Below are 14,477 nucleotides of genomic sequence, written 5' to 3'. Positions count from 1 at the left end.
CAGCAACGCAGCGATGCTAAAACTGCCCTCGAGACGTGAGCGTGAATATGTCAGGGAAGTGAGAGAAAAAAGGTCGAAATATCCCTTAAAAAACAATGCCGGTCACCTTAAGTGACCGGCATTACGCAATGCGTCCCTTTAAAATAACCGTAGTACGAAGGCTATCAGTCGCGGAAATTCTTAAACTGGAACGGCTGTCCCAGATCACCGTTGCGGATCAATGCCATTACGGCCTGCAAATCATCACGCGCTTTGCCGGTAACACGGACTTCGTCGCCCTGAACCTGTGCCTGCACTTTAATTTTACTGTCTTTGATCAGCTTGACGATTTTCTTCGCCAGCGCGGATTCAATGCCGGAATGCAGTTTGGCATCAACGCTGTAGGTTTTACCGCTGTGCTCCATCTGCTCAGGAATTTCCAGCGCCCCGCCTTCAATGCCACGTTTGGCTAACTTCTCACGCAGAATATCGACCAGCTGATTTACCTGAAAATCTGATTCGCTGGCCACTTTGATACTCTCGTTTTTTTCATTGAGATCGAAGCTGGCAGGAATGTTGCGGAAATCCCAGCGGGTTTGCAGTTCACGGCTGGCATTTTCCACGGCATTGCGCACTTCCTGCATGTCGATTTCGGAAACAATGTCAAAAGACGGCATAATCGCTTCTCCCTGTAGTTTTTGTGTTGCACGTTATATGGCGTGCATAATACCGCCTTCAACCCCCGATGCCAAACGACAGCAAAGTACCGGACATAAAATGCTCAGAGGGTCAAAAAGTGCAGGTGAAAATGTGATCTACAGCACAAATGTCTATACTAATAAGATAACCGGACAGCAGAATATTCTTTCAACAAACTATTTCATGGCCCTGTTTCGCCACAATTCCCGGGAGGCACAATGAAAATAACAGTATTGGGTTGCGGTGCGCTGGGACAACTTTGGCTTTCGGCCCTTTATCAGCAAGGTCACGACGTTCAGGGCTGGATCCGCATTGCGCAGCCATTTTGTGCCGTTAACGTTATTTCGCCGGAAGGCATTGCTTTTAATCGCAATATGCCTACTAACGACCCGGAACATCTGGCACAAAGCGAATTACTGCTGGTCACGTTGAAAGCGTGGCAGGTTTCCGGCGCAATAAGCACGCTGATGCCGATGCTTAATGATAATTGCGCGATATTACTGCTGCATAATGGCATGGGCACTGTTGATGAATTACCCCCTAACCGTCTGGCGATTTTGCAGGGCGCAACGACCCATGCGGCGCGTCATGAAGGCAACGCAATTGTCCATGTGGCTGCCGGAGCGACGCATATCGGCCCGGTGACTCCGCGCGGTACGGCGCTGAGTTCACTGGCGGATACGCTGCATAATGCCTTACCGGACGTGGCCTGGCATGACAACATCAAGCCGTCGCTGTGGAATAAGCTGGCGGTGAACTGCGTGATTAATCCGCTGACAGCTTTGTATGATTGCACCAACGGCGACCTGCTGGCGTATGCCGATCAGATTGAGCAAATCAGTCAGGAGGTCGCGCAGGTGATGGCGATTGAAGGCGTCGAAATTCACAGAGAATCTTTGCTCAGCTTCGTCTATCAGGTGATTGAATCCACCTCCGCTAACCATTCGTCGATGCTGCAGGATATTCGCAATCAACGTCATACCGAAATTGATTATATCACCGGCTATGTCCTGCGCCGCGGGCGTAAGTTCGGCCTGACCCTGCCGGTTAATAACCGCTTATTTGAACAGATTAAGAGAAAGGAAAACGATTATGAGCGCGTCAGTTCTGGTCTGCCTGGCACCTGGTAGCGAAGAAATAGAAGCCGTTACCGCAATTGACTTGCTGGTGCGGGCGGGCATTAACGTCACGATAGCCAGTGTCGCAGGCGATGGCAACCTGGAAATCCGCTGCTCGCGCGGCGTGCGTATTCTGGCCGATGTCGCATTGGTAGATGTTGCAGATGATGAGCATGACGTGATCGTTCTGCCCGGTGGCCTCGGTGGCGCAACCTGTTTCAGCGAAAGCCCGCTGCTGGTAGAGAAAGTGCGCCAGATGCATGTCAGCGGTAAAATTGTTGCGGCTATCTGCGCCGCACCGGCGCTGGTGCTGGAGTATCACGATTTATTCCCGGTCGGGAATATGACCGGCTTTCCGGGCCTAAAGGATAAGATTGACCCGAATAAATGGTCCGATCGTCGGGTGATTTTCGATCCACGCGTTAATCTTCTGACCAGTCAGGGGCCGGGCACGTCAATGGAATTTGCCCTGAAAATTATCGATCTGTTGCTGGGTAAAACAAAAGCAGCGGAAATTGCCGCGCAACTGGTTCTGGCTCCGGGGATTTATAACTACACCGATGAAGGTGCCCGGGAGTCGTGATCCGATTACCGCCAGTAAAAAGGGGCTCAGCGATGCTGAACCCCTTTTTTACATCCGGAATATCATTTACGGACGATAGACTTTCACGTTGTTAAAGCCCTGTTCTTTCAGATACAGCGCCTGTAAACGGCTCATCACGCCACGGTCGCAATACAACAGATAGGTTTTGTTCTGATCCAGATCGCCAAATTGAGTGGCCAGTTTGTAGAACGCCAGCGGCTTCACTTCAACGTTTTCCAGTGCCAGCGGCTGGGCTTCCACTTCATCCGGTGCCCGGACATCCAGAACGACGTCTGTTGACACGAACTCAGCCACAGTTTCCACTTCCGGTACCACTTCCGCCGCCTGTGTAGCAATTTCGCGAATATCGACATTGCGCGCTTCGCTGACTACTTTATCCAGCACCTCAAAATCGAACATCGCTTCTTCGGCTTCGATTTTTGCTTTCACCGCTTTCACCGTCGGGCTTTTCGAAATCACACCGCAGTATTCCGGCATGGTTTTCGCAAAATCTTCCGTACCGATTTCACGGGCAATCTTGATGATGTGCTCTTTATCGTGAGAAATCAGCGGACGCAAAATAAGCGTGTCAGAAACATTGTCGATTAAACGCAAATTGGTCAGCGTCTGGCTGGAAACCTGCCCCAGCGCTTCACCGGTGACCAGTGCCTGCACGCCGTAGCGCTCAGCAATGGAAGACGCCGCACGCACCATCATACGTTTCAGGACAACGCCCATCTGACCGTCTTCAACTTTTTCGAGGATTTCACCGACGACCGGTTCGAAATCAACCGCGATAAAACGCACCCGGTGCGAGCTGCCGAAACGGTTCCACAGATAATGCGCCACCTGTTTCACACCGATTTCATGCGCTGCGCCGCCGAGATTAAAGAAGCAATAATGCACACGACAGCCGCGACGCATCAGCATATAACTGGATACACCGGAGTCGAAACCACCAGAAATCAGTGACAGCACATCTTCCTGCGTGCCAATCGGGTAACCGCCCTGACCCTCGAGGCGGCTTTTCACCAGCACCAGCTTATCGTCGTTAATTTCCAGTTTCACCGTGACCTGCGGATCTTTCAGGCTGACCTTCGCTGATTCAATGTGCTGATTCAGGCCACCGCCGACATAGCGTTCAACCTCGGTAGACGTAAAATCATGTTTACCACGACGTTTAACACGCACACAGAAAGTTTTGCCTGCCACTTCATCACGGTAAGCTTCCAGCGCTTGCTCGAAGATGTTGTGGACATCGGTGTAAGGACGGTCTTCAACTTCTTCAACATAACGGATACCTGGAATGCGGCAGAGCAATTCCTGAATCAGGTCGTGTTTGCTTTCGTCTTTACTGCGAACTTCGATATGATCCCAGTGGCGGACCACCGCCAGCGTCTCATCATGCGGTCGCACGATATTGCGAATGCTGCTCGAGAGGATCTTAATGAAGCGCAAACGCACAGATTGGCTCTTGATGGTGATTTCAGGGAACAATTTAATGATAAACTTCATGGCAGTCTTTTGTTAGCAGGTGAAAAAACGGGGTAGTAAGTCGCTGAATAAGGATCTAGGATCCTATTATTGCTAAGCCAAATGTTCATTTTGTGTCACATTGGGCTTAGCAATAATATCTGCGGCGCAGAGTATATCACTTAAAATGGGTACTCTGTGCACAAAACCCTGCAGCAGATGTCATGCTGGACAGGAATGTCTCTTGAGGCTGAGCGCTGACTCTGCCGCCTCAGTACTTCGATCATCCATTCTGATCAACGATATTAAAAGAGAATTATGCCAAAAAAATCTGCACCACCTGCCAATTTTGAAACGGCTCTGGCCGAACTGGAACAGATCGTTTCCCGCCTCGAATCAGGCGAGTTGCCTTTAGAAGACGCACTCAACGAATTTGAGCAAGGCGTCCAGCTGGCGCGTCAGGGGCAGCAAAAGCTGCAACAGGCAGAACAGCGCGTTCAAATCCTGCTCGACAGCGACAACGACGCTCCGCTGACCCCGTTCACCCCGGAAGCCGAGTAACTGTCATGTCTGAAGCGATCTCCCTTTCCAGCGCTGACGGATTTACGCATGAACTGCGCGCAATGCAACAGCGTGTCGATCAGGTATTAACAGCCTATATCAGCGCACTGCCGCTGGCCGACTTACCGCTGGTTGAAGCCATGCGTTACGGTGCGTTGCTGGGCGGTAAACGTCTGCGTCCGTATCTGGTTTACGCCAGCGGCCAGTTGTTCAGTCTGGATCTGAAAAATCTCGATGCGCCTGCGGCTGCCGTGGAATGCATCCATGCGTATTCGCTGATACACGATGATTTACCGGCCATGGACGACGACGATTTGCGTCGTGGTCAACCGACCTGCCACATTAAATTTGGCGAAGCCAATGCGATTCTGGCGGGCGATGCTCTGCAAACACTGGCATTCTCGATTCTGGCTGACAGTGAAATGCCGGATGTTGCGGTAAAAGATCGTCTGGCGATGATTTCTGAACTGGCCCTCGCCAGCGGATCCAGCGGGATGTGTGGCGGTCAGGCCCTGGATTTAGCCGCTGAAGGTCAGCAGGTTGACCTCGACGCACTGGAACAAATTCATCGCCATAAAACCGGTGCGCTGATCCGCGCCGCCGTACGCATGGGCGCGCTGGCTGCCGGTGAAACCGGACGTGCTGTTTTACCGATACTGGATAACTACGCGCAGGCTATTGGTTTAGCATTTCAGGTTCAGGACGATATCCTGGACGTGGTTGGCGATACCGCTACGCTCGGCAAACGCCAGGGCGCTGACCAGCAACTCGGAAAAAGTACCTATCCTGCCCTGTTGGGGCTGGACGGCGCAAAGGCTAAGGCCATGGACCTGTATCAGGAAGCCGTTTCCGCACTGGATCAGTTGGCGGCACTTTCTTACAACACAGCGCCACTTCTCGCGTTAGCCAGCTTTATCATTGAACGCGATAATTAAACTTACTATGAGCAACTGATGAGCCTTGAATTAGCCAAATACCCGACACTGGCGCTGGCGGAGAATCCTGAAGATCTCCGTTCACTTCCTAAAGAGAGCTTGCCTAAGCTCTGCGATGAGCTGCGCCAATATTTATTGGCCAGCGTCAGTCAGTCCAGCGGACACTTTGCGTCCGGTCTGGGGACGGTTGAACTGACCGTGGCGATGCATTATGTCTATAACACGCCGTTCGACCACGTTGTCTGGGATGTCGGCCATCAGGCCTATCCGCACAAAATTCTGACCGGTCGCCGTGATCGTATTTCCACCATTCGTCAGAAAGGCGGTCTGCACCCGTTCCCCTGGCGTGGTGAAAGCGAATACGACACCTTATCCGTTGGTCACTCATCGACCTCCATCAGCGCAGGCCTCGGCATGGCGGTGGCTGCTGAACGTGAAGGTAAAGGTCGTCGTACCGTTTGTGTAATTGGCGATGGCGCGATCACCGCAGGTATGGCGTTTGAAGCGATGAACCACGCAGGCGACATCAAACCTGACATGCTGGTTATCCTCAACGACAATGAGATGTCGATTTCCGAAAACGTCGGCGCGCTGAATAATCATCTGGCACAGTTGCTCTCCGGCAAGCTGTATTCGCGTCTGCGTGAAGGCGGCAAGAAAGTCCTGTCTGGCCTGCCACCGATTAAAGAACTGGTGCGCCGTACCGAAGAACATCTGAAAGGCATGATGGTGCCGGGCACGCTGTTTGAAGAGCTGGGCTTTAACTATATCGGGCCGGTCGATGGTCACGACGTGGTGGCGCTGGCGCAAACGCTGAAAAACATGCGTGACCTGAAAGGCCCGCAGCTACTGCATATCATGACGAAAAAAGGCAAAGGCTACGCCCCAGCCGAAAAAGATCCGATCAGCTTCCATGCCGTGCCTAAATTCGATCCGGCTTCCGGCACGTTGCCGAAAAGCAAAGAAGGTCTGCCAACCTATTCGAAGATTTTCGGCGACTGGTTGTGCGAAACCGCGGCCAAAGACAGCAAGCTGATGGCTGTCACGCCAGCGATGCGTGAAGGATCCGGTATGGTGCGTTTCTCGCGTGAATACCCGCAGCAGTATTTCGACGTGGCCATTGCCGAACAGCATGCGGTCACCTTTGCGGCAGGCCTTGCGATTGGCGGATACAAGCCGATTGTGGCGATCTACTCGACGTTTCTGCAACGCGCCTATGATCAGGTGATCCACGATGTGGCGATCCAGAATCTTCCGGTACTGTTTGCTATCGACCGCGGTGGTATCGTCGGAGCGGATGGTCAGACACATCAGGGCGCGTTCGATCTCTCCTTCCTGCGCTGCATCCCGAACATGACCATCATGACGCCTAGCGACGAAAACGAATGTCGTCAGATGCTGCACACCGGTTATCACCATAACAGCGGGCCGGTTGCCGTGCGTTATCCACGTGGTAATGGTACCGGCGCCACCAGTGAACCGCTGGCTTCACTGCCAATCGGTAAAGGCGTCGTGCGTCGTGAAGGCGAGAAAGTTGCGATTCTTAACTTCGGCACATTGTTGCCTGAAGCGCTGGCCGCAGCGGAAAAACGCAACGCGACCGTCGTGGATATGCGCTTTGTGAAACCACTCGATGAAGCACTGATTCAGGAACTGGCGTCAAGCCATGAAGTGCTGGTCACACTGGAAGAAAACGCCATCATGGGGGGGGCGGGCAGTGGCGTGAATGAACTGCTGATGTCCAGACGTATTCTGGTGCCGGTGCTGAATATCGGTCTGGCGGACAGTTTTGTTCCGCAAGGCACACAGGAAGAAATTCGTCACGATTTAGGACTGGATGCCGAAGGCATTGACCGTCAGATAACCGACTGGCTGGCCTGATTCCCCTCCCCTCTTTCTACCTGAAAGAGGGGATTTCCCTCTCCATTTTCCCCTTCAGTCACACGAGTTCCCCCTGCTTTAAGCTACAGTTATAGCGTGCTAATCATTTTCAATGATTTTCTGTTATCACTTCATGATTACCAGGAGATGTCATGCAATACACCACATTAGGAAAAACCGGACTAAAAGTATCGAAACTGTGTCTCGGTTGTATGACTTTTGGCGAACCAGATCGCGGCACTCATGCGTGGACGTTACCGGAAGAGAGCAGTCGCTCGATCATCCAGCAGGCCCTGGATGCCGGCATTAACTTCTTTGACACCGCCAACAGCTATTCCGACGGTAGCAGCGAGGAAATCGTTGGCCGCGCCCTGAAGGATTTCGCCAGACGCGATGAGATTGTCGTGGCGACCAAAGTGTACAACGCCGTCACCGGATTAAAACCGGGGCTTTCACGCGCCTCGATTATGCAATCCATCGATGACAGCCTGCGCCGTCTCGGCATGGAGTATGTCGACCTGCTGCAAATCCATCGCTGGGATTACGAAACACCCATTGAAGAAACACTTGAAGCACTGAATGACGTCGTCAAAGCCGGTAAGGCGCGATTTATCGGCGCGTCATCGATGCATGCGCATCAATTCAAACACGCGCTGGATGTCTCTGCGCAAAACGGCTGGGCGAGTTTTGTGTCGATGCAGGATCAGTACAATCTGATCCAGCGTGAAGAAGAAAACGAGATGTACCCGCTGTGTCTGGAAAAGAACATTGCAGTATTGCCGTGGAGTCCGCTGGCTCGCGGCAAACTGACCCGTCCGTGGGGAGAAACCACCGTACGTTCAGTTTCCGATAATTTTGCCAAAACGCTGTATGACGCCACCGATGAAGCTGATGGTAAAATTGCTGAACGTGTCGGGAAAATAGCGGAAGATCACGGCGTGCCACGCGCACAGATCGCACTGGCGTGGATCCTGAGTAAACACGTCGTGACCGCGCCAATTATCGGTGCTTCGCGCCCCGCTCATCTGGAAGATGCCATTGCCGCGCTGGAGGTGAAACTTTCGATTGAAGAGATCGCCGAGCTGGAAATGGCTTATGTACCGCATCAGGCGACCGGCTTTCAGTAATATAAACGCGTAAAAAAAGCGTTGTCAGGGAAAACCCGGCAACGCTTTTTTATTACTATCTGAAACGGATCAGAACAGACCCAGCGGCCAGTGATGCCCGATCAGATAGATAATCGCCGCACCCAGTACACCGGCTACCACATCATCGATCATGATACCCATTCCGCCCTGCACGTTGCGGTCAAACCAGCGGATCGGCCACGGCTTCCAGATATCCAGCACGCGGAAAACGATAAAGCCAATCAATACCCAGCGCCAGTCGTTGACCGGGATCGCCATCAGGGTGATCCACATGCCAACAAATTCATCCCATACAATACTGCCGTGGTCATGAACCCGCATGTCGCGCGCGGTCTGTCGGCAAAGATAAACCCCGATACAAATACTGAACATGACAATCATGGAATACACCTGCCACGGCAGGTAGGTCATGACAATCCAGAACGGGATCGCAGCGATGGAGCCCGCAGTGCCCGGACCAACAGGGAATAAACCGCTGCCAAAACCGGTCGCCAGTAAATGCCACGGATTACGCAGATCAAGACGCTTTTTAGCCGCAGCCATGTCCTGAACCGGATCACCGGTTTTTCCCTTGTACCCCGCCGGGCGTTTTTTACGGCCAATATTCACAACAATTCCTCTCCGGCAAAGTGGTCAAAACCTTGCCATTCAAGTTCTACCGGTAAGCCAGAACGCATAAACTTAATACCTTCTGAAAGCGGCGCAATCTGGCCAACACAGGTAAAGTTGACACCCAGATGGCTCAGTGCCACATCCAGCGCACCGCGGTTAATTTCCGGCACAGTGAAGCAAAGTTCATAATCTTCGCCTCCGGTCAGCGCCCATTTCAGCGCCTGCTCAGGATCGGCAACTTTATTCAATGCAGCCGATAATGGGATCGCATCAAGATCGAGCCGCGCGCCACATTCACTGGCAGTCAGTATATGTTTAAGATCCGACATCAACCCGTCAGAAAGATCGATAGCAGATGTTGCTAAATCGCGCAGCGCCTGCCCTTGCAGAACGCGTGGCGAAGGCCGCAGATGGCGTTTGAGCAGAAATTCGCGGTTATCGGTATCAGTAACATTCAGCTGTTCCAGCAGAATAGCGAGCCCCGCAGCACTGTCACCGAGGGTACCGGTGACGAAGATCCAGTCACCAATGCCTGCACCGGAACGGGTTAATGCACGCCCCACAGGCACCAGCCCCTGAATGGTTAACGTCATGCTCAGCGGGCCACGCGTAGTGTCGCCGCCAATCAACTGCATGCCGTAATAATTGAGTTGTTCAAACAGACTGTCGCTGAATGCCTGCAACCAGTCGGTGTTCACTTCCGGCAGCGTCAGGGCCAGCGAAACCCAGGCAGGATCGGCGCCCATCGCGGCCAGATCGCTCAGGTTAACCGCCAGCGCTTTATAGCCCAGGTCGGAAGGTGAAATAGTTTTTAGAAAATGGATACCTTCGACCAGCGTATCGGTACTGACTGCTAATAGCTGCTTCTCGCCAACCGTCAGTAAGGCACAATCATCACCAATGCCTAAATGCACATCCTGCCGGGCAGTTCTGAACCGGTTAAAGTAGCGAGTGATGACATCAAATTCGCCGCATGCCATAGTACATTTCCAAATCGTTAGAATGACTTAAGGCCGGAAATCCGGCCTTAAGAAGGGTGTCACACAAAGGATAAACGCAGTGACATCACCAGATTATCAACAGAGCCAGAAATCAACCGAAAATGACTGTCGCCATTTGTGAACGAGGCTGACCCTTTTTGACGATCACTTTTTACGAATATGTGGGCCTGCTTTATCCAGCACACCATTGACGAACTTATGACTGTCTTCAGCCCCAAAAGTTTTGGCCAGTTCGATAGCTTCGTTGATCGCCACTTTATAAGGAACGTCCTGGCGTTTGCTCAGCTCAAACAGAGCCAGACGCAAAATAGCTCTTTCCACCTGGCCCAGTTCATCCAACTGGCGGGACAGGTATGGCGCCATCAGTGCATCGAGTTTCTCAGCACTGTTTGCTACACCAGCCAGCAGTTCGCGGAAATAGGCAATGTCTACGTCTTTGACATCCTGCTCGGTCAGGAATTCTAATTCAACATCGGCGATGTCATTTTTCGACAACTGCCAGGAGTAAAGCGCCTGAACGGCACATTCACGGGCGCGGCGACGAGCAGCAGGTTTCACGGATTTCCCCTTAACTAGATTCAGGCCTTAATAGCCTTGATAACATTAATCATTTCAAGCGCGGTCAGTGCAGCTTCTGCACCCTTGTTACCGGCTTTTGTCCCTGCGCGTTCGATGGCTTGTTCAATGCTTTCTGTCGTCAGCACACCAAAGGCCACCGGGATTTCGCTGTTCATGGCAACGCTGGACAGGCCAGAGCTGCATTCGCCCGCTACAAATTCAAAGTGGGCAGTGCCCCCGCGGATCACGGTGCCAAGTGCAACAACCGCATCATACTTACCGCTTTCAGCCAGTGCGCGGGTTGCCAGAGGCAATTCGTATGCGCCCGGGACCCAGACTACGGTGATGTTGTCATCGCTAACCTGACCAATACGTTTCAACGCATCAACAGCGCCAGAGAGCAGGCTGTCGTTGATAAAATTGTTAAAACGAGCAATCGCGATCGCTACGCGCGCGTTAGGCGTGGCTACAACACCTTCGATAACGTTCATAGTTTTCCTTAAAGTGGGTTCAGGAGTTTCTCAACCCCAGCCGCAGGGGGGCGGATTCTATCATAAAATTACCCTGTCTGGACATGCGCTTTTAAAGTCATTCCGCAGGGAGGAGTAAAATTCTCAATACACCGGTTTCAGGCGCAAACGTAAGTCAGAGCCGACCTGACGGATATCATTGAAAACAAATTCAGGGGCATCCGCCAAATGCTGCAATCCAGGCAGTTCACACAGTGCGCGGCCATTATCGCCCAATAACTTAGGCGCCATATAAACGATTAATTCATCAACCAGACCGGCTTGTAATAAGGCACCGGCCAGTTGTGCACCGGCTTCCACCCAGATGGAATTTATCTGCCGTTTCGCCAGTTGCATCATCAGCAGAACCAGATCAATACGGTTGTCGCGCCCGGCCACACGCCATTGCTCGACGGATCCCGGCCAGACTTGCGTGTCAGCTTCCAGCCGCGCCAGCCAGACTTCACCGGGTAAATTCACCACCTGATGCTGTGGCGTCACGCGATTCTGACTGTCGAGAATAACCCGCAGCGGTTGACGCAGATTTTCCTCGGGATAAATCGCCTGCACCTCACTGCCCAGTTCGCTCCAGCGTACATTCAGCGAGGGATTGTCCGCGAGAACAGTGGCACTGGTGCTCAGAATCGCCGAGCTTTCAGCGCGAAAACGCTGAACATCAGCACGGGCGGCAGCCGAGGTGATCCACTGGCTTTCGCCCGAGGCCATCGCAGTTCTGCCATCTAAAGACGCGCCCATTTTGAGCTGAACATAAGGGAAACCGGTCCGCATTCGTTTCAGGAACCCCAGATTCACGGCTTCAGCCTGCGGATGCATCAGCCCGTGGCTGACATCAACGCCGTTTTGTTTGAGGCGGTATAAACCACGCCCCGCGACTTCCGGGTTAGGATCCTGCATCGCGGCGACAACACGGGCAACACCTGCTGCCAGTAATGCATCGGCACACGGCGGCGTGCGACCATGATGACTGCACGGCTCCAGCGTCACATAGGCTGTCGCCCCTTTCGCTTTCTCACCTGCCATGCGTAATGCGTGGACTTCAGCATGCGGTTCACCGGCACGCAAATGATAGCCCTCACCGACGATTTCGCCATTTAATACAATGACACAACCGACGTTGGGATTAGGTGTCGTGGTGAAACGCCCGCGACGCGCCAGCTCGAAAGCCCGCGCCATGTAGTGTTCATCGGTAGGGTTTTCGGCAACTTGTTGGTCAGGCGACATCAGCTTTCCTTAATCCTGAAGACGGGCGATTTCTTCACCAAACTCACGAATATCTTCGAAACTGCGATACACCGATGCAAAGCGGATATAGGCGACTTTATCCAGCCCTTTCAGGGCGTCCATTACCAGATTGCCGATCATTTTGGCCGGAATTTCACGTTCACCGGTCGCACGCAACTGCGACTTAATGTGGCTGATGGCCGTTTCGACGTCATCGGAACTGACCGGGCGTTTTTCCAGTGCTTTCAGAAAGCCACTGCGAAGTTTGTCTTCGTTGAACGGTTCACGAACTTCATTGCTTTTAATGACGCGAGGCATCACCAGTTCCGCCACTTCAAACGTGGTGAAACGTTCATGGCACACCAGACACTGACGGCGACGGCGAACCTGCGATCCATCGCCTACCAGACGGGAATCGATGACTTTAGTATCAACAGCGGCACAAAATGGGCAATGCATAGCACTTCCTGATCGCGAACTCAATTGGACATTAGTTTAACCCGAAGTTTGCCGACAACAAAGGCTGTCGCTACTTTCATCGACATCGGGTTAAACTTAACTATCAATATTGGTGCCCGGACGGAATGTTTCAACGGGCAGATGAAAGGAAGTCTCTGATATGACAAAACACCCACGCCTTTTGCTGATCTGCGCCGCATTGTTCAGCCTGACGGGTTGCGCGACGCAAAATTCACAAATCCCGGAGCTGAAAACAGAAGTCGGTCAGCTCAATCAAAAACTGCAACGCCTGACGGATCTGGCCATCGCGCTGGAGCAGCAAACCACGCTCAACCGCCAGTCAAATAATGGTGTCTATTTGTTACCTGCAGCCAAAAGTGCCGCCTTGCTGAAAAGTAATATTGGTGAATTAAGTGTTCAGTTGATCCGCGTCGCCCCGGATGCCAGCGGCGTAGAGGCCGTGCTGGAAATCAAAAACAATGCGGGCCAGCCATTGCCGCCGTTTACGGCTTCCCTGAGCTGGGGGCAGCTCGACCCGGTCACGGGCAAACCGCTGACTGTTGATATGCAAACCCAGACCATTAGCGTCGAGCCAGACCTCTTGCCAGGCCCGGTGAAAACGGTCGATGTGAAATTTAATCAGGTCACTGTCGAAACTCTGGGATTTGTTCACCTGCATAATATTGTGGCGACACCGCAGGCACAGCCCGTCGTTACCAGATAAAGACAACGAGTTGCAGATGAAAAAAAACCCCGCATTGCGGGGTTTTTGTTTTCTTTTCCGAACGGGACAACCATCGGCAAATTACGGAAGAATGGAAGGCTGATCAGCGCCCTCTTTTTCCACTTTCTGCTGCAGCATGTGTTCACGCTTCATGCCCAGTTTCAGAGCCAGCGCGGACGCCACGTAGATGGACGAAACCGTACCAATCGACACACCAATCAGCATGGTCAGTGAGAAGCCTTCCAGCAACGCACCGCCAAAGATATAGAGCATCAGTACCACCATCAGCGTGGTCGCTGAAGTCATAATGGTACGGCTTAACGTCTGGGTCAGGGACACGTTCATGATTTCGTAAGAGTTCCCGCGACGAATTTTGCGGAAGTTTTCACGAATACGGTCCGATACCACGATGGAGTCATTCAGCGAGTAGCCGATAACTGACATCAGGGACGCGATGATGGTCAGATCAATTTCGATCCTGAACAGTGACAATACGCCCATGGTGATGATCACGTCGTGCGCCAGTGCGATTACCGCCCCCAGCGCCAGTCGCCATTCAAAACGGAAACCGACGTAAATCAGGATACAGATCAACGCCATCAGCAGGGCCATGCCACCAGCCTGCGCCAGATCACTCCCCACGCTCGGGCCGACAAACTCGACACGTTTCACGGTCGCGTCTTTATCGATATCCGCGTTCACCAGGCTAAGGACTTTATTTCCCAGTTCCTGACCGGCATTACCCGATACAGGTGGAAGACGAACCATCACATCACGGCTGCTACCGAAGTTCTGAACCACAGGATCCTTGAATCCTGCTTTTTCCAGATCGGCACGCATTACGTCCAGGTTCGCGGGCTGGCTAAGGCTGATTTCAATGACGGTACCGCCGGTGAAATCCAGACCCCAGTTGAACCCGCGAACCCCCATAATCGCAACGGATGCGATAAACAACAGGCCTGAAATACAGAAGGCCACGTTGTCCCAGCGCATAA

At 52.6% G+C, this 14,477-nt stretch carries 16 protein-coding genes; 7 read left to right on the top strand and 9 right to left on the bottom strand.

The annotated features are described in order from the left end of the window. Nucleotides 1-164: 164 nt before the first annotated feature. Nucleotides 165-656, bottom strand: a complete 492-nt coding sequence (locus tag AACU55_RS06205) for a YajQ family cyclic di-GMP-binding protein (protein WP_013576652.1) — start codon at nt 654-656, stop codon at nt 165-167. Nucleotides 657-896: 240 nt separating this feature from the next. On the opposite strand from AACU55_RS06205, the gene panE reads away from it, so the two are divergent. Both panE and yajL read left to right on the top strand, forming a co-directional pair. Then, on the top strand, nt 897-1,808 hold the full coding sequence (panE, locus tag AACU55_RS06200) for a 2-dehydropantoate 2-reductase (RefSeq protein ID WP_134706838.1): 912 nt from the start codon (nt 897-899) through the stop codon (nt 1,806-1,808). Next, nucleotides 1,771-2,379 (top strand): protein deglycase YajL, encoded by a 609-nt coding sequence (yajL, locus tag AACU55_RS06195; protein WP_134706837.1) that lies wholly within the window; start codon nt 1,771-1,773, stop codon nt 2,377-2,379. The genes panE and yajL overlap by 38 nt, the downstream gene beginning before the upstream one ends. A 66-nt stretch (nt 2,380-2,445) precedes the next feature. Here the strand turns inward: yajL and thiI are convergent, their stop codons facing one another. Continuing rightward, a complete protein-coding gene (gene thiI, locus AACU55_RS06190; RefSeq protein ID WP_037036809.1) occupies nt 2,446-3,894 on the bottom strand; it encodes a tRNA uracil 4-sulfurtransferase ThiI in 1,449 nt (482 codons plus the stop codon). Nucleotides 3,895-4,170: 276 nt separating this feature from the next. Here thiI and xseB point away from each other — a divergent pair, with 276 nt between their 5' ends. The 4 genes from xseB to AACU55_RS06170 all read left to right on the top strand — a co-directional run bounded on the left by xseB (nt 4,171) and on the right by AACU55_RS06170 (nt 8,356). After that, nucleotides 4,171-4,413, top strand: coding sequence for an exodeoxyribonuclease VII small subunit (xseB, locus tag AACU55_RS06185; protein ID WP_013576657.1), 243 nt, complete (start codon nt 4,171-4,173; stop codon nt 4,411-4,413). 5 nt (nt 4,414-4,418) lie between these two features. After that, nucleotides 4,419-5,348, top strand: a complete 930-nt coding sequence (ispA, locus tag AACU55_RS06180) for a (2E,6E)-farnesyl diphosphate synthase (protein ID WP_037036807.1) — start codon at nt 4,419-4,421, stop codon at nt 5,346-5,348. Nucleotides 5,349-5,366: 18 nt separating this feature from the next. After that, nucleotides 5,367-7,229, top strand: a complete 1,863-nt coding sequence (gene dxs / locus AACU55_RS06175) for a 1-deoxy-D-xylulose-5-phosphate synthase (RefSeq protein WP_134706836.1) — start codon at nt 5,367-5,369, stop codon at nt 7,227-7,229. Between the two features lie 152 nt (nt 7,230-7,381). After that, entirely contained in the window at nt 7,382-8,356 is a 975-nt protein-coding gene (locus AACU55_RS06170) for an aldo/keto reductase (RefSeq protein WP_134706835.1), read from the top strand. A 69-nt stretch (nt 8,357-8,425) separates the two neighbouring features. Here AACU55_RS06170 and pgpA read toward each other — a convergent pair whose 3' ends face one another. The 6 genes from pgpA to nrdR form a co-directional block, all read right to left on the bottom strand. Beyond that, nucleotides 8,426-8,920, bottom strand: a complete 495-nt coding sequence (gene pgpA / locus AACU55_RS06165; protein WP_134706842.1) for a phosphatidylglycerophosphatase A — start codon at nt 8,918-8,920, stop codon at nt 8,426-8,428. Nucleotides 8,921-8,982: 62 nt separating this feature from the next. Continuing rightward, nucleotides 8,983-9,969 (bottom strand): thiamine-phosphate kinase, encoded by a 987-nt coding sequence (gene thiL, locus AACU55_RS06160; protein WP_134706834.1) that lies wholly within the window; start codon nt 9,967-9,969, stop codon nt 8,983-8,985. Between the two features lie 165 nt (nt 9,970-10,134). Next, nucleotides 10,135-10,548, bottom strand: coding sequence for a transcription antitermination factor NusB (gene nusB, locus AACU55_RS06155; RefSeq protein ID WP_013576663.1), 414 nt, complete (start codon nt 10,546-10,548; stop codon nt 10,135-10,137). A 20-nt stretch (nt 10,549-10,568) separates the two neighbouring features. Then, on the bottom strand, nt 10,569-11,039 hold the full coding sequence (gene ribH, locus AACU55_RS06150) for a 6,7-dimethyl-8-ribityllumazine synthase (RefSeq protein ID WP_013576664.1): 471 nt from the start codon (nt 11,037-11,039) through the stop codon (nt 10,569-10,571). 123 nt (nt 11,040-11,162) lie between these two features. Continuing rightward, entirely contained in the window at nt 11,163-12,299 is a 1,137-nt protein-coding gene (gene ribD / locus AACU55_RS06145; RefSeq protein ID WP_013576665.1) for a bifunctional diaminohydroxyphosphoribosylaminopyrimidine deaminase/5-amino-6-(5-phosphoribosylamino)uracil reductase RibD, read from the bottom strand. A gap of 9 nt (nt 12,300-12,308) precedes the next feature. Further along, nucleotides 12,309-12,758: a transcriptional regulator NrdR gene (gene nrdR, locus AACU55_RS06140; protein WP_013576666.1), complete on the bottom strand. Its 450-nt coding sequence runs from the start codon at nt 12,756-12,758 to the stop codon at nt 12,309-12,311. Nucleotides 12,759-12,918: 160 nt separating this feature from the next. Here nrdR and AACU55_RS06135 point away from each other — a divergent pair, with 160 nt between their 5' ends. Beyond that, entirely contained in the window at nt 12,919-13,482 is a 564-nt protein-coding gene (locus AACU55_RS06135) for a DUF3251 domain-containing protein (protein WP_037036802.1), read from the top strand. Between the two features lie 81 nt (nt 13,483-13,563). Here AACU55_RS06135 and secF read toward each other — a convergent pair whose 3' ends face one another. Then, entirely contained in the window at nt 13,564-14,475 is a 912-nt protein-coding gene (secF, locus tag AACU55_RS06130; RefSeq protein ID WP_049804364.1) for a protein translocase subunit SecF, read from the bottom strand. Nucleotides 14,476-14,477: the final 2 nt, after the last annotated feature.

The sequence above is a fragment of the Rahnella sp. CJA17(1/100) genome (genome assembly GCF_963881615.1).
Classification (GTDB): domain Bacteria; phylum Pseudomonadota; class Gammaproteobacteria; order Enterobacterales; family Enterobacteriaceae; genus Rahnella; species Rahnella aceris.
The sequence above is the reverse complement of the archived record's forward strand: the minus strand, read 5'-3'. Positions and strand labels throughout refer to the sequence as shown.